Raw genomic sequence first — 20,943 nt, 5'->3', positions numbered from 1 at the left:
TCCTGATTAGACAATTTTAATTGCATTAAATCTACAAGTAGAATAACAAGAACCACATTTAATACACTTTGTTTGGTCTATAAAATGAGGTTTCCTCAATTCTCCACTTATAGCCTGTGTTGGACAGACTCTGGCACAAGCGGTACAACCTTGACAGTTTTGTGGAATAATTTCATATTTTATTAGATTCTTACAAATACCTGCGGGACACACCCTATCTAAGATATGAGCTTTATACTCATCTTCAAAATACTTAAAAGTAGATAGAACAGGGTTAGGGGAAGTTTGTCCCAATCCACATAAAGAAGAATTTTTAATGACATTAGATAAGGAAATCATTCTATCCAAGTCTTCTAAATGGGCGTTTCCAGAAGTTATTTTTTCTAATATTTCTAACAACCTTACATTACCAATTCTACAAGTGGTACATTTTCCACAAGATTCATCAACTGTGAATTGAAGATAGAATTTTGCTACATCTACCATACAGGTATCTTCATCCATAACAATCATTCCACCAGAACCCATCATGGATCCTAATTTTTGAAGGCTGTCATAATCTATAGGAGTGTCAAGATATTCACTTGGAATACAACCACCTGAAGGACCTCCGGTTTGTACCGCTTTAAATTTTTTATCCCCTTTAATTCCACCACCAATATCAAAAATAATTTCCCTTAAGGTTGTTCCCATAGGAACTTCAACTAACCCAACATTTTTAACGTCTCCAGCTAAGGCGAAAACTTTTGTGCCAGGAGAATTTTTAGTACCATATTGTCTAAACCAATCTGAACCATTAAGTATAATTGGGGCAATGTTAGCGAAAGTTTCAACATTATTTATTAAGGTGGGTTTCCCCCACAAACCACTAGTAGAAGGGAAAGGAGGTTTATTAGTTGGTTCACCACGTGAGCCTTCAATGGAGTGAATTAAAGCTGTTTCTTCTCCACATACAAAAGCTCCAGCACCTAACCTGATTTCTATGTCGAAAGAAAAATTAGTACCTAGAATGTTTTCTCCGAGTAATCCGTATTCTTTCGCTTGAGAAATAGCTATTTTTAATCGTTCCACAGCTAGTGGATATTCTGCTCTAATATAAATAATACCTTTCTTTGCTCCTACAGCATAACCCCCTATTGCCATTCCTTCAAGAACTGAATGTGGATCTCCTTCCAAGATTGATCTATCCATAAAAGCGCCAGGGTCCCCCTCATCAGCGTTGCATATTACATATTTTTCATCACTTTTTGCTTGCAAGGTAAATTTCCATTTTAAACCTGTTGGAAATCCACCTCCACCTCTACCACGCAGGTTGGAAGACGAGATTATATCAATAACTTCTTCTCTAGTAGATTCTAGAGCTTTTGCTAAGGCTAAATAACCATCTTTTTTTAAGTAATCTTCTATGTTTTCTGGATTAATATTTCCTGCGTTTCGTAATACAATACGTATTTGTTCACACATTATTTTACCTCCAGTTATAAAACTATTCCTATTTAAATTTTGATTTTTAAAGAAATGAAAATAGAGCCATTGCTTATAAACCTGCTTTAATTAAATACTTTACTTATAAAAACTAATTATAAAACTATCTTGTGAGTTTCGGGAATAACAAGTTCCTCAACGATTTTACCCTCGATCAAATGTTTATATACAATGTCTCGGACCTTAGATTTTGTCACAAAACCATACAACACAGGTTTGTTTCCAGGAACATTAACTTCAATTGTTGGTTCTGCATAACAATAACCCAAACATCCTGTTCTTATTACCTCAACGTTATCCAGTTTTGCCTCATTAATAACGTTTATTAGTTCATCAAATGTTTCATCTGCACCAGAAGATATTCCGCAGGTTCCTAAAGCAACTTTTAAATAAGTTTTATTTTTTGATGCATTATTTTTAAGTTCTGAAACTAAATCTCTTAATTCCTTGATACTTTTTAATTTAGGCACAAATGTTCCCTCCATTTATATAAAATTATCAACCTACTTCATACGAAAATAGTATGTTCTTGTAGAGGATTTAGGTTATTTTTCTTTATTTGTATATTCTCTTAGTATTTTCCTGACATCAGATACTTTTAGTCTTCCATAGGTCTTTTCACCAATTTTAACAACCGGAGCTAATCCACATGCCCCTAAACATCTAACAGGATGAATCGAAAATAAACCATCTTCTGTGATTTCTTCGGGTTCAATATTTAATATCTTTTTAAATTCTTCATAAATTGAGTTTGCACCAGCAACATAACAAGCTGTTCCTAGGCATATATCGATTGGATATTTTCCACGAGGTTTTGTGGAAAAGAAATTATAAAATGTTACAACTCCATAGACTTTAGAAACATGAATTTTTAATTTCTTAGCGATAAGTTTTTGAACTTCCATAGGAATGTAACCTATATCTTCTTGCGCTTTATGAAGAATCTGAATAAGCAAACTTTTTCTTTGTTCGTCGGGGTAATCATTTACATTAACAGTATCAAGATACTTACGAAATGCTTCTAATTTAGTTTCATAGAGTTTTTCCATTAACAGTTTTCCTCCTTAAGAAAGTAGGTATGTACTCACTTTAGAAATTCTAAATCATTATTATATATATGTTTTAGAATTGATTTTATTACAAAATATCTTCTCAGTTCTAATCCTTACTAATTCTAAATTTTTTGACTTTTTTGGTACTTGTACCGAGGCAGGGGGAGGGCTCCGCCCTTGACCCGTTATAAATTCAAACGCTTACTTTTAAAAAATCTTCATTTCTAAAGACCTTATCTAAACCTCATTTTAAAAATTTTAAAGTCTTATTTGAAGGTGTGCCTATTTATTAAGTAGCGAATAAGTTAAAAAAATCACTTGCGAAATCAGCAAAATTTTAAACATTCTATCATATTTTTAAATATATTGGTTTAAAAAAATCTGAAAAATATATTACTTTTTATATACTTATTACTTTATAAGTAATAAGTATAATTTGTTGAAGAATATAAAATGGTGATTAAAAATTAACCCACACACCACCTTGGTTTGAACTTTCCAAACATTTTTCTACGAAACGCATCCCTTGAACACCATCTTCTACCGTAGGAAAATCGATGTCTGAAGGCGTAAGAATTTCACCTTGTTTTCTTTTATATATAGCGTCAACAAATTTATCATAAATTCTAGCAAATGCCTCAACATATCCTTCTTGATGTCCCCCGGGGGCTACATATTCATCTTTTATATGATCACTTACTTTATCATTTCCTCTAGATATTATTTTAAAGGGCTCATCAATTGTTGATAACCTTAAATAATTTGCACGCTCTTGAGACCATTCTATAGAACCTTTTGTACCGTATATACCAAAATTTAGGTTATTTTCATGACCAATAGTGATTTGTGAAGTCCAATATATGCCTTTTGAATTATTGTCGTAGTTTACAAGAATAGAGGCATTATCGTCTAGTCTATCTTTTTCTATAAATTTATCCATTCGGGCGCATAAAGAATGGATTTTAAGATTAGTTACATAAGAAATCAAATTTTCTACATGAACTCCTATGTCAGCAACGCAATTTGATAAACCAGAAATATCAGGATCAGATCTCCATTCATGACGAGGAACTTTTCCTATAAAGGGAACTTTTGCCATCCATTCGCTTATATATTGAGAATTGACAAATCTTACCTCACCTATTTTACCGCTTTTAACTAATTCTCTTGCATATCTAATCATTGAGTAACCAGTATATGCGTAAGAAACCGCAAAAAGTAAGTTATTTTTGTTTGCTAATTTTTGCAATTCTAAGGCTTGGTTCAATGTTACTGTTAAAGGTTTTTCACACATAACATTTATCCCATTTTCTAGAAAGCTTTTTGCTATATCGTAATGGGAATTATTAGGCGTTACTATCACAACAAAATCAATTTTATCATTTCGTTTACTCTCTTTTTCTGCCATTTCTACGTAATTATTGTACAGCCTTTTTTCATCTAACTTTAGTTCTCTACCAGTAATCAAGGTATTTTTAAAATTTCTTGAAAAAGATCCAGCAACTAGTTCTACCTTGCCATGGAGATTTAAAGCTTTTCTATGAATAGTGCCAATTTGGGATCCCTTACCTCCCCCAACCATACCGTAAGTAAGCTTTTTAGTCATATTATTTCCTCCTCTAATTAAATTTTACCCATGTACCTTTTTTATTACTTTCTAGACATTTTTCTATAAATTTCATACCTCTTACACCAGAATTAATACTTTGAAAATGAGCATTAGAATTAGTGATTTTTTTGCCATTTTTTTTATTTATTAAGTCAGTAATGAAAAGTGAATATAGATTTTTAAAACCTTCATTAGTCCCATCTAAAATTTTATCTTCCTTTTTTATTAGTTTATAAGAATCTTCAAATATTATATTTAATGTATTAGCATGTTCATAGCTCCATTTTAAACTTCCTTTAGAACCATAAATTGAAAAATTAAAGTTATTTTTTTCTCCCATTGCGATCTGTGACATGCAGTAAATTCCTCTTGCACCATCTTTAAAATTAACCATTACAATTGAGTTGTCTTCTAGTTTTCTGGGTTTAACAAATGTATCTAATTTTGCACATAAAGATTGAATATCCTTTTCTATTAAGTAAGAAATCATATTTTCCACGTGACTTCCAATATCAGCAGTTGTGTTTGACAAACCACTTTGAGAAGGATCTAAACGCCAGTTAGATTGTTTATTTTCATTTTCTAGGGGTTTAGCCAGCCATCCCTGAAGATATTGAGCATTTACCATTCTTATTGAACCTATTTCTCCAGATCGAATTATTTTTCTTGCTATTGGAATTACAGGAAAAGCTGTATAAGAATAAGTAACACAAACCAATAAATCAAGTTGGTTCGCTATCTTTTTCAAGTGTTCAGCTTCTTGTAAAGTTGTGGTTAATGGCTTTTCACATGCAACATTTATTCCTTTTTCTAGAAAAGCTTTAGCTATTTCATAATGAGAAATATTGGGTGTTGCAATAACCACAAAATCTATTTTTGGTTTTCTTCTACTTTCTTCAATTACCATTTGCTGGTAATCTCTGTATAGTCTGTCTCTTTTTATTTTCCATTTTTGACCAGTTAGAAGTGTTTTTTTAAAATTTCTTGAGAAACAACCACTAACAATTTTAGCCCTTCCATCCAATAAAATAGCATTTCTATGAGATTCTCCAATCATTGAATCTAATGCTCCACCTACCATCCCATAGGTTAATTGACCATCCATTTAATTTTTCCTCCTAAGATTTGATGTTTACCGTCTTCAAAAATTCCAAAGCCTTATTATATTTATGTTTTGGATTTAATCATTTTTATAAAATATTATCTCAATATTAATACACACTAAGGCTTAATTTCTTTAAACTTTTCGGTACTTGTAGCTAGAAAAGGGGTGAGGGTTCTGACCCTGACCCATTATAAAATCAAAATTTTATTTTTAGAGAATTTTCATTTCTAAAGTATTTATTCAATTATATAATATTTATAACTGAAGGAAAAATGAATGCAGACAAGTGAAACAGAATTAACTAATGTTATCAATTTCATATGGTGTCTCTTGATATACATAATAATTTAACCAGTTGCTAAATAAAAGGTAGGCATGGCTTCTCCATCTAACAATAGGTTTGCTATTAGGGTCATCATTTGGGAAATAATTTTTTGGTAGTGGTATATCCATTCCTTTGTTTATGTCTCTTTCGTACTCATGTTTCAAAATTATTGGGTCGTATTCTGGATGACCTGTTACAAAAACTTGTCTTCCATCTTTTCTTTCAATTAAATACACGCCCGCATCCTTCGATTCAGAGATAATATTTAAATCAGGGATAGGTTCTATGTCCTGACGTTTGATTTCTGTATGTCTTGAATGAGGAACCCAAAATATATCATCAAAACCTCTTACCAATTTGCAACTTTTATCGTTTAAAGTATGTTCAAAAACACCAAATATTTTTTTATTAACGGGGTATTTATTGATACCATAATGAAAATATAGCCCTGCCTGAGCACCCCAACAAATATGTAGAGTAGAAAAAACATTATTTTTAGACCAACTCATAACATCTTTTAATTCTTCCCAATAATCAACATCTTCAAAGTTTAAGGTTTCAACAGGTGCCCCTGTAATAATTAATCCGTCAAACTTTTTATATTTAATTTCAAGTAATGTTGTATAAAAAGTACTCAAATACTCCTCTGAAGTGTTCTTAGATTTATGTGTGATCATTCTTAACAAGCTTACTTTCACTTGCAAAGGGGTATTCCCTAAAAGTCTAAGAATTTGAGTTTCTGTGACAACTTTTGTAGGCATCAAATTTAGAATAATAATTTCCAAAGGTCTAATATCTTGATGAATAGCCCTATCATGATACATTACAAAAACATTTTCTTTTTTTAATATTTCACCGGCTGGTAAATTTGCCGGTATGTTTATAGGCATTTATTTCCTAATTCTCCTTGAAATGTAGTAGCTTTAGTTAGGGATTGATTTATATCTTCTATTAAATCTATAACATCTTCCAATCCTATAGATAGTCTTATCATATCCTCAGTAACCCCAGAGGCAAGTTGTTCTTCTTTAGTTAGTTGTTGGTGAGTGGTACTAGCAGGATGAATCGCTAAAGATCTAACATCTCCAACATTAGCAACATGTTGAAAGAGTTCTAAGTGTTCTATAAATTGTTTTCCTGCTTCTAATCCCCCTTTTAATCCAAAGGTTAAGATCCCCCCAAAACCATTCTTTAAATATTTTTTTGAGTTTACATGCGTTTTATGATTTTCTAATCCTGGATAAATAACCCAATTGACCCTTGGGTCATTTTGCAAGTACTGAGCTATTTGCAATGCATTTGAGCAATGTCTTTGCATCCTTAAACTTAAGGTTTCTAACCCTTGCAATATCAAAAAAGAATTAATAGGGCTAATAGTACTTCCTATGTCTCTTAAAAATTGAGACCTGGCTTTTTGAATATATGCCCTATTTCCGAATTTTTCGAAAAAGTTTACTCCGTGAAATGCTGGATCTGGTTCACTTAATTCAGGAAACTTTCCGTTGTTCCAATCGAATTTGCCACTATCTACAATAATTCCACCAATACAAGTACCATGACCATTTATATATTTAGTTAGAGAATGAATTATAATATCAGCGCCAAATTCGAAAGGTTTACATAAAAATGGTGTGGCAAATGTATTATCTACAATTAAGGGAATCCCATTTTCATGTGCTATTTTTGCTATTTTTTCAAAATCTGGTACAGACAATTCAGGATTACCAATGGTTTCAACGTAAATTAACTTTGTTTTTTTTGAGATTTTCTTATGTAACATATCAAGGTCTGTAACGTCAAAAAAAATTGTTTTAATTCCTAATCTTCCAAGTGTATTTTTGAATAATGTAAATGTTCCACCATATAAAGAACTACTGCACAAGATTTCGTCTCCGGATTTTGTAATATTTAATACCGATATTGTTTCAGCGGCTTGACCCGATGCAGTAGCCAGGGCCCCCACTCCTGCTTCCAAAGTAGCAATTCGCTTTTCTAAAACCTCTGTGGTTGGGTTTTCCATTCTTGTATAAATATTGCCACTTTCTTCCAAAGAAAAGAGACTAACTGCATGATTAGTATCTTTAAACATATAAGAGGATGTCTGATAGATGGGAACAACATTTGAACCAGTTGTAGGATCTGAATTGTACCCGGCGTGGATCATTAAAGTATCAAATTTGTAATTCTTTTTTGCCATTTTTATTCCTCCTTAAAAGTTTGGGGTTTTATGCATGAATCTTTAAAAATCAAAAACCTTATGTCCATTTTTTAAAAAAATAAAAAACCTCTTCTTAAGACGAGAAGAGGTTTATTTTTTATTTTCCTCTCCTTATCTCTCAGAATTATTTCTGCAGGATTTGGCACCTTCACATAAAGATTATTTATGTAGGTTGCCGTGGTTTCACAGGGCCAGTCCCTCCACCACTCTCGATAAGGTATAAATTTATTAATTTTGATAAATTTTAACACAATTTATTATCAATGTCAAGTTAACTTATAAATCATGTAACAAATTAAAATTGTTAACTTTAATTAGAAACAAGTGTTATTTTAAAATGTTATAATCATATGAATTAATAATTTTAGATGAAATAGATGAGAAAGGGGTTAGATAATGTCTTGGCTTATTCCAATTATTATATTTTTTGATCAAATAACGAAAAAAACAGCTGAAACTATTTTAGTTCATAATCCCATAAAAATAGGCATTTTTGAATTAACTTATGTTGAAAATACAGGAGTTGCATTCGGACTTTTTAGGGGCAAGGCTCTTATTCATGGAATAATAGCAACAATTATTGTCACATTTCTTTATTTTTTTAGGGAACAGTATTTAAGGAGTAACCACATATTCAATTTTTCATTTGATTTAGGTATGTGTTTCATAATCAGTGGAGCCTTGGGTAATATCTTTGATAGAATTAGATTAGGTTATGTTGTTGATATAATATCTTGGCAAGATTTTACTGTATTTAATATTGCGGACATTTTTATCACGTTTGGAGGAATAATTTTATTGTACCATCTTGTTCGGAGGAGTTTACATGGAAAAAGTGATTTACAAAGTAAATGAAGGGGACGATCAAAAAAGATTGGACTTGTTTGTTTTAGAAAAGCTTCCTATAAAAGTTTCTAGAAATATGATTCAAGAATTGATAAAACGTGGGGCTGTTACCGTTAATGGCGGCATAAAAAAGTCTCATTACCTTGTAAAAAAAGGCGATGAAATCGTAATTTGTCTGGATAATTTAGAAATATCTGATCATATGAATGAAGAAGACTCGATATCCCCAGAAAATATACCTTTAGATATTTTATATGAAGATGAAGATATAATAGTAATCAATAAGCCCGCAGGCCTTTTGGTACATCCAACAAATAAAATTAGAAGTGGAACGTTGGTTAATGCATTAATGTATCATATAAAAGATTTCGATAAAATAGGAGATGATCCAAATCGTCTAGGAATAGTGCATAGACTTGACAAAGATACTTCTGGGGTACTGGTTGTAGGTAAAAACAGTTATTCAAAAAGTTTTTTATCTGAGCAATTTAAAGAGCGAAAAACTAAAAAAATCTATTTAACCATTGTAAGAGGTCTTTTAAAAGAAAAAGAAGGTGAAATAACTTTACCTTTAGGAAGGCACCCTACTTCAAGACAGAAAAGAGCGGTTGTTTTTAATGGGCGAGAAGCTGTAACTTTTTACAAAGTATTAAAGGAATTTAATAGTCTTGCATCTTTAGTATGGGTACAAATTGAAACGGGTAGAACACATCAAATAAGAGTTCATTTTAAATATATAGGAAATCCAGTTGTAGGTGATACATTGTATGGTAAAAATAAGTTTGAAAAGTCTGTGAAAATTCCTATTGAAAGACAAATGCTTCATGCATTGAAACTAGGAATTTATCATCCGAGAAATGGAAAGTGGATGGAGTTTTTAGCTCCTTTACCAGAAGATTTTAAAAAAGTTTTAATGAATTTCAGTAATGATTTGGGGGACAGCAATTGAAAATATTAGGTCCTGTAGAAACTTCAAAATCGATAGGTAAGTCTTATCTTCAAATAAAAGATCTTTTTGTTTTGGCCAAAAAATATGGTTTTAAATGCATAGTATTATCTGAATCTCATCCTAAATCTTGGCTGAGATTTATTTATTTATGTCAAAAGTACAAGATTAAGCCAATTATTTTATACGAAACAAATAATAAGAAGTTTTTTATTAAAAATAATGAAGATATCAAGCAAGCAATAATGCATTATAACAAACTTATTAACAATTTAAATTTAAAAGAGATCGATTTAAGTTTACCTTATGTAAGGTATCCAATAGATGGTTTAAAGAAAATTTTTAAAGATCCTGAATCATGGTGTGTAAAAGATGTGCTAAAATATCAGAACGAGCTTGCTTTCATTGGCGATGAGGAGACCTATTATAATTTAAAAGAATACACATTTAAAGAGTATAGGGTTAGAGAAAAAAATCTTATTGATTATTTTAAAGATATTAAAATGACGGATATAGAGAAAAAAAGATTAGCTTATGAATTAAGTACAGTTAAAAAATTAAGAGTTGAGAATTATATATTAACAGTAAAAGAAATAATAGAAGCTGCCGCCCAAAAAGGTATATTAATAGGACCTGGAAGGGGCTCAGCTGTTGGCTCTTTTTTAGTTTATAAGTTAGGTATAACTAAGGTTAATCCACTGAAATATGGATTATTATTTGAAAGATTTTTAAATGAATATAGACATGAGCTTCCTGATATAGATATAGACGTTGATGCAGAGAGAAGAAACGAACTTATAAAAACATTACAAGGAAATATGGGATTTTATAATGTTGTTCAAATACGGACTTATTCTACAATGAAAGTTAGGTCTGCTTTAAAAAAGAGTGAAGAATTACTAGGCTATTCTACCGACCTTCAGTTATTACCTCCAATTAGAAGTAAAGAAAACCTGAATAAACTATCAAATTATACCAATAAAGAAAAAATTTTCTATATCTTAGCGTACTATTTAGAAGGTTTAGAAACTGCAGAATCAACGCACGCAGCAGGTTTAGTTATATCAGATGATGATCTGAGAACCTTTGGACCTTTAGAACAAAGAAGTATACCTATACTTGAGTGGGAAATGTCAGATTTGAAGCTTGTGGGTGTTGAAAAATTTGATGTTCTTTCGTTAGATACACTATCTTTTTTAAAAAAAATAGAAGCAAAGGAAGAATATGAAAATTTAGAAGATACCTCAAATTATGCATATCTTTCAATGGGATTAACTAAAGGTATATTTCAATTAGATTCTAGATTAGGAAAAAGGCTTTCAAAAAAGATTAAACCAAAAAATTTTGAAGAGTTGGTATTATTGTTGGCTATAAACAGACCGGGTCCACTTGAATCGGGAATGATAGATCAGTATCTAGAAAAAGATGCTCCAGATTATTTGAAAGATATTTTTCCAGAGACTAAAGGTGTTTTGGTTTATCAAGAACAAATAATGAAACTTTCACAGATTTTAGGGGAATTCTCACCAGAAGAATCTGATTTATTAAGGAAGGCAATGTCTAAAAAAGAAAAAGAGAAGATTAGTAAGTTTAAAGACAAATTTATAAATAATGCTACCAAAAAAATAGGATATGCTCAGGCAAATTTATTGTTTTCTCAGCTAGAAAAATTTTCGCAATATGCCTTTAATAAATCTCACGCAGTAGCTTATGCACATATTTCTTATTGGCTTATGGACAAGAAATTTAAAGATCCATCTCATTTTTTTTTAGAATTAATTAAATTAAAAGGTCTAGACGTTGATATAATTAATGAGGCTAAAATATTAGGTGTAGATATCAAATCGCCTGATATTAGATATCCACATGGTAATTTTGATAAGACCCAAATTATCTTACCGTTATACACTGTTAAAGGCATAGGTAAAAATATAGCAGACATATTTATGAACTGCAAATTTCAAGATGTTGAAGATTTTTTTGATTTCGCAATACTAAAAAACATTAATAGAAACATCATTGAGTTGCTTATTAAATGTGGTTCTTTAGATTATTTAAATGATAACAGAAAACAGCTTTTAAAAAGTTCAACAGAATTATTAAGAGGAAGAAGTCAGGAGCTTCAGGAAATTGGAAGAATTTTATTTGGAGACAAGAAAAAAGATGATCTTGAAAGTAAAATCTATACAGAACTAGAAGATTATGCCCGTTATGACATTGAAACTATTGGATTACCTATAATACTAACAAAACAACAAGGGTTATCAAAGACTTTAATAAAAAAATATTTAAATAACGAGAAAATTGTTTTTGATGGTTATGCATTTCGTGAATTTCTAATAGATAATTCTGCTATAATGTATACTAAAATATATAACAGAACCCTGAAAAGAATAAAGAAGTTATTATAGCTTTAATAGAGGTGATAAATGAAGATAAATATATTGTCTATAGCCCATAAATATCCAGGGCAAGGTGTATATTCTGCTACAGAAGACCACATGTATTTGCTTGAAAAGTATAGTGATTACGAGATATATCAAAATAAGTTGTTTGGAAAATATGATATCTTACATATTCATACGATTAATCCAAAAAGCTTTTTCTCATTATTGTTCCATAAAAAAGAATCTTTTTGCGTTATAAGTGCTCATATTGTTCCAAATTCTTTAAAGGGTAGTTTAAAATTAAATAGATTTTGGCTATTTCTATTTAGAATATATCTCTGGAGTTTTTACAAAATTAGTGATGTTGTTTTAGCTGTAAGTGAAGAAACAAGAGAGGAACTTATAAATGATTTAAAAATTGAGCCAGAAAAAATTAAAGTGTTTCGAAATATTGTTAGAAAGGACCTGTTTTATACTAGTCAGAAAGATAAAGAATCTAAAAAAAAATTTTTAAGAAAAAAATATGGTTATTCTGTAAATGATTTTGTGGTTTTAGGAGCTGGACAAATTCAACCTAGAAAAGGCATTAGAGATTTCTTTGAAATGGCATCTGAATTAAAAGAAATGAAGTTTATTTGGGTTGGAGGTATGCCATTTCAAAAAATGACAGACGGTTATGAGGAAATGAATGAGTTAATTAATAATGCTCCTTCCAACTTGTTTTTTGCAGGAATAGTGAACAGAGAAAAAATGATTGATTTTTATAATATGGCCGATATATTTTTTCTTCCTTCCTTGCAAGAAACCTTTGGTTTAGTGGTTTTAGAAGCAGCAGGTAGCGGTTTACCAATTGTTTTGCGAGATTTGGAAGTATATAAAAAAATATTTAATTCTTGTTATCTATCAGGTACTTCTATTCAAGATTTTATGTTGATATTCAGAAAATTAAAAAATGATATAAATTTTTATAAGGAGTATGAAAGTAAGTCTTATAAGTTATTTGACATGTATAATGAAGAAAAAGCTTTTAGAGAATTAAAAAAAATTTATGAAGAAGGAGTTAATAGTAAAAAATAAGCAGTTAAAATTAAATAAAATACAAAGGTGAAGAACATGTCAGAAAAAATTGATAAAAAAGAAAAAGGAACTCTTAGTCGAAAAAAAATTATTATCAATATTATTTTAGTTGTTATAATAGGATTTGCAATAAACATAGTGATTTCTTTTTTCTCTGATTTTGAGGATACTGTAAGTGTTCTTAAAAATGTTAATATATCTGTCGTTTTAATATCTTTTTTAATTTTTTCTACTACTTACTTTATAGACTCCATTCGTCTATGTATAGTTACTTCAAGTTTTCAAAAGAAAATTAATTTCAAGGATGCTCTTAAAAATACTCTTTCATATTATTTTGTTTCTAACATAACTCCTATGACTAGTGGTGGACAGCCATATCAAATCTATCATCTTACTCAAATTGGTATAGAATCTACTCTAGCAACGAATATAGTTATGTCTAGATTTATTGAAAGTTTAATATTTTCAGGAGGAGTAATATTAATATTTCTGAAAAAAGTTATAAACGTTTTAGATAAAGTTGGTGTAGGAAGATATATAATTATAGCTGGAATAGTAGTATCAATGAGTTTGACTTCCCTATTAATCTTGATTTTTGTTTATCCAAAACTTTTATATAAGATATTCAATTTTTTTATAAAGATTTGGCCCAAAAAAAATAAAACAAAAATGAAAGAACGGGCCTCTAAGTTGGAGAATTGGCTAGAAAATTTAAAAGATAGTATCCATTCATTATGGATACAGAAAGCAAAAATTGTTGCATTCGATTTTATACTAGGTGGAGTGGTAACTTTCTTGCATTCTTTGGCTTTTTATGCGGCTTTGGCAGGGATAACTGGTGTAAAGTTTGGGATTTTTGATGTTTTTATACTTTTTATCATTATGAATTTTGTTGTTTATTATGTTCCAACACCAGGCTCTACAGGTGGAGTGGAAGCTTTTTACGGAATAGTATTATCTGGATTTATACAAAAAAAGTTTACATCTCCAGTTATTTTAATATGGAGATTTTCTACCTATTATTTGCAAATAGTTTTTGAAATATTGGTTTTATTTTTTATTAGAAATAACAAAAAAGACGAATAGTTAACTGCTAATTGTGAGCCCACCTCCTTATAGAAGTGAGAGAGTTTTGTCACTGATTAGGTTAAAGTTTAATGCACTTTTTATAAGATTTTTCTTAATTCTATTAGTTTTTCGTCTTTTTCTAGTGATTTTAATCTAATAGTTTTGTTTTTCAAATTGTGCTCAGTATTTATTTTTCTTACTGTTGCACTCTTTTTTCTCATTGTTAATGTATGAGTATATGCAAATTCTTTTACAAATTTGACACCATCTAAAAGGTCTCCGTCAGTAATACCAGTAGAAGAAAATATTATATCTTCGCCATTTATAAGATCCTCAGTAAAAAATATTTTTTCTGTGTCCCATCCCTTTTCGGAAATCAAATGCGATTCATTCCTATCTCTTGGCCATAATTTCATCTGTATTTCTCCATTGAGAGTACTCAACGCACCTGCTGCCAATATTCCTTCTAAAGTTCCTCCAATACCTATGTAAATATCAACTCCACTATTAGGCACAGATGTAGCAATGGCAGGTGTAATATCTCCATCACTTATTAATTTGATCCGTGCGCCACTTTGAGTGATATCTTCAATAATTTCTTCGTGTCTTTGCCTGTTTAAAAGGACAAAAGTTAAATTGCTAGGATTAACTTTCAAAGTTTCGCAAGCTATTTTTATATTTTCTTTCACTGATTTTCTTATATCTAGCTTACCTTTTAATTCAGGCCCCACGGCCAATTTATAAGAATAGAATGTTGGTAGCAATGTTATTCCACCTTTAACTGTTGCTATAACAACGCTTAGGGCATTTGGTAATCCAAAAGTAGCAAGTTTCACCCCATCTATTGGGTCCACAGCAATATCCATCTCTGGAAAATCGTTCTTCCAAGTTCCCACTTTTTCTCCAGTATAAAGCATTCCTGAAGAATCTTTGTCATATTTACTAATAACAATTTTTCCTTTGAAATCAATATAATCAAGCATTCCCCTCATAGCATCAATAGAGACAGCTTTGATTTTTTCCATGTTACCACATCCTAGATACAAACTACTTAGTAATGCAGATGCTTCGGTTACTCTAACCAAATCCATTGTTAATTCGGGATATATTATTTTATCCATGAAACTCCTCCTTTTATCTTTCAGCTATCTAAGCCGAAATATATTTTTTGATGTTGAATATGATTTGTTAATAAAAACAAAAATTTAAAAATATGAATAACATCTTTACGTTTTTATTATATTATATTTTTCTTTTTTTAAAAAATGGAAAAAATTAGTATAATTAACAACCAGTTAATATAAATAGATGTATTTACGTTTAATTCTGAGTAAAGTATATAATTTAAATATTTAATAATTTCATATTTAAAAACTATTAAATAATTTATTTATTAACTTAATCATTATTAGTAAAAGTATGATAAAATTTAATTGGAGGTGGATAATTATGGACATACACGAATTAGAAAAAAAACTAACAATTCAAAAGAAAAGTGTCTGGAGCAAAAGAGATATAGACAGTATCGAAGGTTATACTTCTAAGTACAAAAAATTCATAGATTATTCAAAGACAGAAAGGCTAGCGGTAAAATATTCCATTAAATTACTTGAAGATAATGGATTTAAACCCTTGTCTTATTATGAAGGTATTGGAAAGATAGATTTAGGAGACAAAATATATTTTGTAAATAGAGAGAAATCATTATTTGCTATTAAGTATAATCATTCAATGAAAAATGGTATTAACTTAGTAGGAGCTCATATTGATTCACCTAGATTTGATTTTAAACCCGAGCCACTCATAGAAGATGAGAATATTGCCATGGCAAAAACTCATTATTATGGTGGAGTAAAAAAGTATCACTGGTTTAATATACCTCTTGAATTGCATGGAGTAGTAGTAAAAAGTGACGGTACCAAAGTGGAAGTATCTATAGGAGATGACGAAAATGATCCAATATTTGTCATTTCTGATCTTTTACCACATCTTGATAAAGAATTACCAAATAAAAAAGTATCAGAGGCTTTTGACCCAGAAAAAATGAATTTAATTTTAGGTACCATTTCTATTACCTATGAAAATGATAAAAAAGTTAATAATCCAGTGAAATTAAATGTGTTGAAGATACTGTTTGAGAAATATGGAATTATTGAAGAGGATCTTGTAAGTGCCGAATTAGAAGTCGTTCCGGCTCTAAAAGCAAGAGATGTAGGTTTGGATAGAAGTTTAATGGCTTCTTATGGTCATGATGATAGAGTTTGTGCCTATACAGCACTTACTGGTTTAATTGATTCTAGTTCTTCTTTAAAAAATCCTGCAGTATTGTTGGTTGATAAGGAAGAAATTGGGAGTGATGGGAATACCGGAGCAAAGAATCATTTTTGGATTAATGTAATTAGAAAGATCATGCATCTAGCTAAAGAAGAAAAGGTATGTAGTATTATTGATGATGTTATTTCTAATTCAGCATTACTTTCCGCTGATGTATCTGCTGCGGTAGACCCTAATTACAAGGAGGCACATGATTTATCAAATGCACCTAGATTGGGATATGGAATAACCTTAATGAAGTATACAGGTTCAGGAGGGAAATCAAGAACAAATGATGCCAACGCTGAGCTATTAGCAAAGGTTAGGAATCTATTCAACAAGGAAGATATTTCTTGGCAGGTTGGTGAATTAGGAAAAGTCGATAGAGGAGGAGGAGGTACTATAGCCCTTTTCTTTGCTGAAAAAGGACTTGACGTTTTAGATGCGGGTGTGCCGCTATTAGGAATGCATTCACCTTATGAGATAGCCTCAAAAGCGGATATCTATGAAACTTATCTGGCATATAAAACTTTTTTTGAAAAATTTGGAAAATGAGAGTATTTATTGGTAATCCCTTAAATGCCTTAGAATTTATTGGTACTAACTTAATATTATCAACTTCTGGTTGGTTATTGAATAACCAAGCTGATGTTGTTGGTATTTTAAATAGAGAGTATGTAGAAATCTATGTAAATGAAGAGAAAACTTATTTAAGTAAAGAAAATAGATTTTTAAATCTTAATGATTTTTTGGTAGCTTTTGGGTTTGATAAAGACATTCTAAACTTTGACTTTTATTTTATGAATTTGGTGAATAATACTGATTTAATTATATTTTCAACTTATTATTCTGACAATGTCCTCAAAAAAATGTTCTTGTTAATCCAATCCAATCTAAGAAAGGTAAATATTCCTACTATATTGATTAATAGTACTGATAAAATTTCTAAGATTTATTATATTATTCCAAACTATCAAAACGATTTCTTGGTGAAGGATTCAATATATTTGTACAGTGAATTCAAAAAGAAAGAGCATAAATTTCAAACATTTGGAAGGTATATCTTGGATTTACAAGATACTCTTTGTTCATTTAGAGTTACGGTGAGAAGATAAAATGATGTTTCAACGGTTTCTATTAAAAAGTTATTATTGGATATTTAAAAAAGATATTTTTTCTTCATTAGAAACCCTTAAAGGTCACAAAAGGATAACAAAGGATATTCTTGGTATATATATAACTTCGAATTTGAATTTTAGATCATTAATAAAATCCTTCGCCAAAGGAATTGGTGAAGGATTTTATGTATTTTTTTACTTTACATCTCGTCAAATTCCAAAACAAAAAATAAAATTGATTAAAGAATTAACAAATATATATGGAATTCATTTCATTATCTTTAGTAAAAACTGTATTTTAAGGATGTTTGATAATCGATGCTTTTATATGGATTCACAAACATCTTTAAAAGATCGAATTTTTAGTATAAGCTCTTCAAAAATCACTTTTTTATTTCCTGAAGAGGTCAACAATCCTGCGGTAACTATGACACTTAAGATGCAAAACATAGATATAATCTTTAGTACAAACATTTCATCTTATTTTAATCAAGATTTATCTAATAATTTAATAGCTTATGTGATTACTGATAAGAATGTTTACGTACCTGATCTTTTTGAAAAAAATATGGTTATGGAAAAGACAAAAGATATGATAAAGTTAAATTTAAAATATCTAAAAAGCATAAAAAACAATTATTTAGAAACTAATTACAAGGACTTAACGTTAATAAAAGCAAAATTAGACAGCTTTCAGATATAAAACATTAACGTTCGTTTGATACATTTACCCTTAAAAGATTTTTTTGGATACGAGTTTCAAGCTTCATTCTTTTAAATTTGTCCTCGGTAATTCTTAGCTCTTCTTGAGCCCTTTCTAAAGCCCTTCGAGCAGCTTGAACATCGATATCTTCTGGTCGTTCAGCAGCGGTTGTAACTATAGTCATTTCATTTCCGGTCATTTGTAATACGCCGCCATGAACAGCGAAAGTTTTATAGATATTTTCGCTTTTTTTTATTCTAACAGGGGCTATTCTTAATCTAACAATTATGGGCAATCTATTAGTTAAAGTACCCATTCCACCTTCGATACTTTTAAATTCTGCATATTCTACATCTTCTTCAACTTTTATACCTTCAGGGGTTACTATTCTAAATTTAAAGATGGTAAACACCTGCCTTTACTAGCAAAAATCAAGGTTATAACTTTTTAGACTTTTCTATAACTTCTTCGATTGTCCCTACCATATAGAAGGCATTCTCGGGTAAATCATCGTATTTTCCTTCAAGGATTTCTTTAAATCCCTTAATTGTATCATCTATTGTCACGTATTTTCCTGCATAATTAGTAAATCTTTCAGCAACAAAGAATGGTTGAGTCAGAAATCTTTGAATTCTTCTAGCCCTATTAACAATTTTTCTATCTTCTTCTGATAACTCTTCAATCCCTAATATTGCTATAATATCTTGTAAGTCTTCATATCTTTGTAGAACTTCCTTTACCTGCCTTGCTACGTTGTAGTGTTCTTCGCCAACAATATTAGGATCAAGCATTTTAGATGTTGATTCTAAAGGATCAACTGCAGGATATAAACCAAGTTCTGATAGCTTTCTAGAAAGGTTTAAATTAGCTTCCAAGTGGGCAAAGGTAGTCGCTGGTGCAGGATCAGTGAAATCATCAGCAGGCACATAAATAGCTTGAACAGAGGTTATTGAACCATCTTTTGTTGATGTTATTCGTTCTTGTAGTTGTCCCATATCAGTAGCAAGAGTCGGTTGATAGCCAACTGCAGATGGCATTCTCCCTAACAAAGCTGATACTTCTGAACCAGCTTGAACAAATCTAAAAATGTTGTCTATAAACAGCAAAACATCCTTTTTTTCTTTATCCCTAAAGTATTCAGAAATTGTTAAAGCAGTTAATGGAACTCTAAATCTTGCTCCTGGTGGTTCATTCATTTGTCCAAATACAAGAACTGTGTTGTCGATAACACCACTTTGAAGCATATCCAACCATAGGTCGTTTCCTTCTCTTGTGCGTTCTCCAACACCTGCAAATACAGAAATGCCTCGATGTTCCATAGCTATATTTCTAATAAGTTCCATAACTAGAACAGTTTTTCCAACTCCCGCTCCACCAAAGAAACCAATTTTTCCCCCCTTTGGAAATGGGGCTAATAAATCTATGCATTTAATACCTGTTTCCAAGATTTCTATAGTGGTATCTTGTTCTGTTAAAGCGGGAGGTTCTCTGTGGATTGGCCAATATTCTTCAACTTCTATATCTCCTTTTTCATCTATAGGTTTTCCTAGAAGATTGAATAGCCTACCTAATGTTTTAGTTCCTACTGGTACTTTTATAGGGCCACCAGTATTAATTACCTCTTCACCTCTTCTAAGGCCGTCAGTAGAATCCATTGCAACGCACCTAACTGTATTATCTCCGATAAGTTGCTCTACTTCAAGTACTAATTCTTCATTATTATATTTATTTTTTACAATCAAAGCATCATAAACATTTGGTAATTGTCCAATGGGGAATTTAACATCCACCACAGGACCTATAATGCTTATTATAGTTCCTTTTTGCTCCTGCATTAAATTACCTCCTATTGCATTTTCGCCCCATTAATTATTTCTATTAACTCTTGAGTAATTGCAGTTTGTCTTTGTTTGTTATACTCAAGAGTAAGTTCTTCAATTAAATCAGAAGCATTGTCAGTTGCATTTTTCATAGCATTTTGTCGTGCATATAACTCGCTCAATTTCGTTTCAAAAAGAAATTGGTATAACTTTGATAAAACATATAAATAAGCAGCACTTTCAAAAACTATTTCTGTAGAAGGTTCATATTCATATCTTTCATCAATTTCAAGGTGCTCTTTTTTTATTGGCAACAAATCAAAAGTTGAGGGCAATTGGACGAGAGCATTTTTAAATTTCCCATAAAGCACTTTAACTTTGGAAATATTATTTTCTCTCATGATTTCAAATAAGTCCTCAGCTAAAAATTCTGCATGATCAACCTTTGGAATGTCGTATAAATTTGTTCTAGTAAGTAAAATTCCCTCATTTTTTAAGGAAAAGTATCCTTTTGAGCCAATAACTAAAAATCCCTTGAAATCTTCAGTATTTTGTTTTATGGTTAATGCTTCTTTTATTAGATCAGAAGGAAAAGAGCCTGCAAGTCCCATGTCAGGTGTAATCGCTAAAATAAGTGTCCCCGCACGATCTTGAGTGTAAAAACTGTCTTCAACAAAAGGAAAGTGTTTTAAGATAGTTTGTGTATAAAAAGAAAAATCTTTTATGCCTTTCCATTGTTTTTGTATTTTATTGAGTCTTGCAGTAGCGACCATCTGCATGGCTTTTGTAATTTGCATGGTTGATTCGGTAGAATCTATTCTTTTTCTGATACTTCGCAAGTTTCCTCGGCTCATTTTATATCATCACCGTC

The 20,943-nt window shown here is 30.6% G+C and carries 17 protein-coding genes, 1 pseudogene and 1 riboswitch; of the genes and pseudogenes, 8 read left to right on the top strand and 10 right to left on the bottom strand.

Annotated elements, in window-relative coordinates:
• Nucleotides 1-6 precede the first annotated feature (6 nt).
• The 6 genes and pseudogenes from DTL3_RS01080 to DTL3_RS01050 form a co-directional block, all read right to left on the bottom strand.
• Nucleotides 7-1,847 (bottom strand): annotated as a pseudogene (locus DTL3_RS01080) (NADH-ubiquinone oxidoreductase-F iron-sulfur binding region domain-containing protein).
• Nucleotides 1,848-2,030: 183 nt separating this feature from the next.
• The gene (locus tag DTL3_RS01070; RefSeq protein ID WP_045087153.1) at nt 2,031-2,534 is read right to left on the bottom strand and encodes an NADH-quinone oxidoreductase subunit NuoE family protein; all 504 of its coding nucleotides are present in this window, start codon (nt 2,532-2,534) and stop codon (nt 2,031-2,033) included.
• A 463-nt stretch (nt 2,535-2,997) separates the two neighbouring features.
• Entirely contained in the window at nt 2,998-4,143 is a 1,146-nt protein-coding gene (locus tag DTL3_RS01065; protein WP_045087152.1) for a Gfo/Idh/MocA family protein, read from the bottom strand.
• A 13-nt stretch (nt 4,144-4,156) separates the two neighbouring features.
• Nucleotides 4,157-5,251, bottom strand: coding sequence for a Gfo/Idh/MocA family protein (locus DTL3_RS01060; protein WP_045087151.1), 1,095 nt, complete (start codon nt 5,249-5,251; stop codon nt 4,157-4,159).
• A 297-nt stretch (nt 5,252-5,548) separates the two neighbouring features.
• The gene (gene metA / locus DTL3_RS01055; protein ID WP_045087150.1) at nt 5,549-6,466 is read right to left on the bottom strand and encodes a homoserine O-acetyltransferase MetA; all 918 of its coding nucleotides are present in this window, start codon (nt 6,464-6,466) and stop codon (nt 5,549-5,551) included.
• The gene (locus DTL3_RS01050; RefSeq protein ID WP_045087149.1) at nt 6,457-7,773 is read right to left on the bottom strand and encodes an O-acetylhomoserine aminocarboxypropyltransferase/cysteine synthase family protein; all 1,317 of its coding nucleotides are present in this window, start codon (nt 7,771-7,773) and stop codon (nt 6,457-6,459) included. The genes metA and DTL3_RS01050 overlap by 10 nt, the downstream gene beginning before the upstream one ends.
• A gap of 129 nt (nt 7,774-7,902) precedes the next feature.
• A riboswitch (SAM riboswitch) is annotated at nt 7,903-8,013 on the bottom strand.
• Nucleotides 8,014-8,190: 177 nt separating this feature from the next.
• On the opposite strand from DTL3_RS01050, the gene lspA reads away from it, so the two are divergent.
• The 5 genes from lspA to DTL3_RS01025 are packed head-to-tail and all read left to right on the top strand — an operon-like array spanning nt 8,191 to nt 14,136.
• On the top strand, nt 8,191-8,649 hold the full coding sequence (gene lspA / locus DTL3_RS01045; RefSeq protein ID WP_045087148.1) for a signal peptidase II: 459 nt from the start codon (nt 8,191-8,193) through the stop codon (nt 8,647-8,649).
• Nucleotides 8,621-9,589 (top strand): RluA family pseudouridine synthase, encoded by a 969-nt coding sequence (locus tag DTL3_RS01040; protein ID WP_045087147.1) that lies wholly within the window; start codon nt 8,621-8,623, stop codon nt 9,587-9,589. Before lspA ends, DTL3_RS01040 begins: the two co-directional genes overlap by 29 nt.
• On the top strand, nt 9,586-11,997 hold the full coding sequence (locus DTL3_RS01035; protein ID WP_045087146.1) for a helix-hairpin-helix domain-containing protein: 2,412 nt from the start codon (nt 9,586-9,588) through the stop codon (nt 11,995-11,997). Before DTL3_RS01040 ends, DTL3_RS01035 begins: the two co-directional genes overlap by 4 nt.
• A gap of 18 nt (nt 11,998-12,015) precedes the next feature.
• Nucleotides 12,016-13,050, top strand: coding sequence for a glycosyltransferase (locus DTL3_RS01030; RefSeq protein ID WP_045087145.1), 1,035 nt, complete (start codon nt 12,016-12,018; stop codon nt 13,048-13,050).
• A gap of 36 nt (nt 13,051-13,086) precedes the next feature.
• Entirely contained in the window at nt 13,087-14,136 is a 1,050-nt protein-coding gene (locus DTL3_RS01025; protein WP_052670204.1) for a lysylphosphatidylglycerol synthase transmembrane domain-containing protein, read from the top strand.
• An 80-nt stretch (nt 14,137-14,216) separates the two neighbouring features.
• On the opposite strand, the gene glpX is transcribed toward DTL3_RS01025, so the two are convergent.
• A complete protein-coding gene (gene glpX / locus DTL3_RS01020) occupies nt 14,217-15,239 on the bottom strand; it encodes a class II fructose-bisphosphatase (protein ID WP_045087144.1) in 1,023 nt (340 codons plus the stop codon).
• A gap of 328 nt (nt 15,240-15,567) precedes the next feature.
• On the opposite strand from glpX, the gene DTL3_RS01015 reads away from it, so the two are divergent.
• The 3 genes from DTL3_RS01015 to DTL3_RS01005 are packed head-to-tail and all read left to right on the top strand — an operon-like array spanning nt 15,568 to nt 18,252.
• The gene (locus DTL3_RS01015) at nt 15,568-16,986 is read left to right on the top strand and encodes an aminopeptidase (RefSeq protein ID WP_045087143.1); all 1,419 of its coding nucleotides are present in this window, start codon (nt 15,568-15,570) and stop codon (nt 16,984-16,986) included.
• Nucleotides 16,983-17,546 carry a hypothetical protein gene (locus DTL3_RS01010; protein ID WP_045087142.1) on the top strand — a complete coding sequence of 188 codons (564 nt, stop codon included), beginning with the start codon at nt 16,983-16,985 and terminating at the stop codon, nt 17,544-17,546. Before DTL3_RS01015 ends, DTL3_RS01010 begins: the two co-directional genes overlap by 4 nt.
• Nucleotides 17,547-17,550: 4 nt before the next feature.
• Complete coding sequence (locus DTL3_RS01005; RefSeq protein ID WP_171820567.1) at nt 17,551-18,252, top strand: hypothetical protein; 702 nt, start codon at nt 17,551-17,553, stop codon at nt 18,250-18,252.
• A 4-nt stretch (nt 18,253-18,256) separates the two neighbouring features.
• Here DTL3_RS01005 and atpC read toward each other — a convergent pair whose 3' ends face one another.
• Genes atpC through atpG form a run of 3 tightly spaced genes read right to left on the bottom strand, consistent with a single transcriptional unit; the run spans nt 18,257 to nt 20,926 of the window.
• A complete protein-coding gene (atpC, locus tag DTL3_RS01000; RefSeq protein ID WP_231854018.1) occupies nt 18,257-18,664 on the bottom strand; it encodes an ATP synthase F1 subunit epsilon in 408 nt (135 codons plus the stop codon).
• A 25-nt stretch (nt 18,665-18,689) separates the two neighbouring features.
• Nucleotides 18,690-20,087, bottom strand: a complete 1,398-nt coding sequence (gene atpD, locus DTL3_RS00995; protein WP_045087140.1) for a F0F1 ATP synthase subunit beta — start codon at nt 20,085-20,087, stop codon at nt 18,690-18,692.
• 11 nt (nt 20,088-20,098) lie between these two features.
• Entirely contained in the window at nt 20,099-20,926 is an 828-nt protein-coding gene (atpG, locus tag DTL3_RS00990; protein ID WP_045087139.1) for an ATP synthase F1 subunit gamma, read from the bottom strand.
• Nucleotides 20,927-20,943 lie beyond the last annotated feature (17 nt).

The organism is Defluviitoga tunisiensis (assembly GCF_000953715.1).
Lineage (GTDB): Bacteria > Thermotogota > Thermotogae > Petrotogales > Petrotogaceae > Defluviitoga > Defluviitoga tunisiensis.
This window is presented reverse-complemented; position numbering and strand designations above follow the sequence as displayed.

Coding starts and splice junctions, on each gene's coding strand:
- lspA (WP_045087148.1), top strand. CDS start 8,191: ATGTCTTGGCTTATTCCAATTATTATATTTTTTGATCAAATAACGAAA.
- DTL3_RS01010 (WP_045087142.1), top strand. CDS start 16,983: ATGAGAGTATTTATTGGTAATCCCTTAAATGCCTTAGAATTTATTGGT.
- DTL3_RS01065 (WP_045087152.1), bottom strand. CDS start 4,143: ATGACTAAAAAGCTTACTTACGGTATGGTTGGGGGAGGTAAGGGATCC.
- DTL3_RS01015 (WP_045087143.1), top strand. CDS start 15,568: ATGGACATACACGAATTAGAAAAAAAACTAACAATTCAAAAGAAAAGT.
- DTL3_RS01070 (WP_045087153.1), bottom strand. CDS start 2,534: ATGGAAAAACTCTATGAAACTAAATTAGAAGCATTTCGTAAGTATCTT.
- DTL3_RS01040 (WP_045087147.1), top strand. CDS start 8,621: ATGGAAAAAGTGATTTACAAAGTAAATGAAGGGGACGATCAAAAAAGA.
- DTL3_RS01030 (WP_045087145.1), top strand. CDS start 12,016: ATGAAGATAAATATATTGTCTATAGCCCATAAATATCCAGGGCAAGGT.
- atpD (WP_045087140.1), bottom strand. CDS start 20,087: ATGCAGGAGCAAAAAGGAACTATAATAAGCATTATAGGTCCTGTGGTG.
- atpG (WP_045087139.1), bottom strand. CDS start 20,926: ATGAGCCGAGGAAACTTGCGAAGTATCAGAAAAAGAATAGATTCTACC.
- DTL3_RS01050 (WP_045087149.1), bottom strand. CDS start 7,773: ATGGCAAAAAAGAATTACAAATTTGATACTTTAATGATCCACGCCGGG.
- DTL3_RS01005 (WP_171820567.1), top strand. CDS start 17,551: ATGTTTCAACGGTTTCTATTAAAAAGTTATTATTGGATATTTAAAAAA.
- DTL3_RS01060 (WP_045087151.1), bottom strand. CDS start 5,251: ATGGATGGTCAATTAACCTATGGGATGGTAGGTGGAGCATTAGATTCA.
- DTL3_RS01025 (WP_052670204.1), top strand. CDS start 13,087: ATGTCAGAAAAAATTGATAAAAAAGAAAAAGGAACTCTTAGTCGAAAA.
- glpX (WP_045087144.1), bottom strand. CDS start 15,239: ATGGATAAAATAATATATCCCGAATTAACAATGGATTTGGTTAGAGTA.
- metA (WP_045087150.1), bottom strand. CDS start 6,466: ATGCCTATAAACATACCGGCAAATTTACCAGCCGGTGAAATATTAAAA.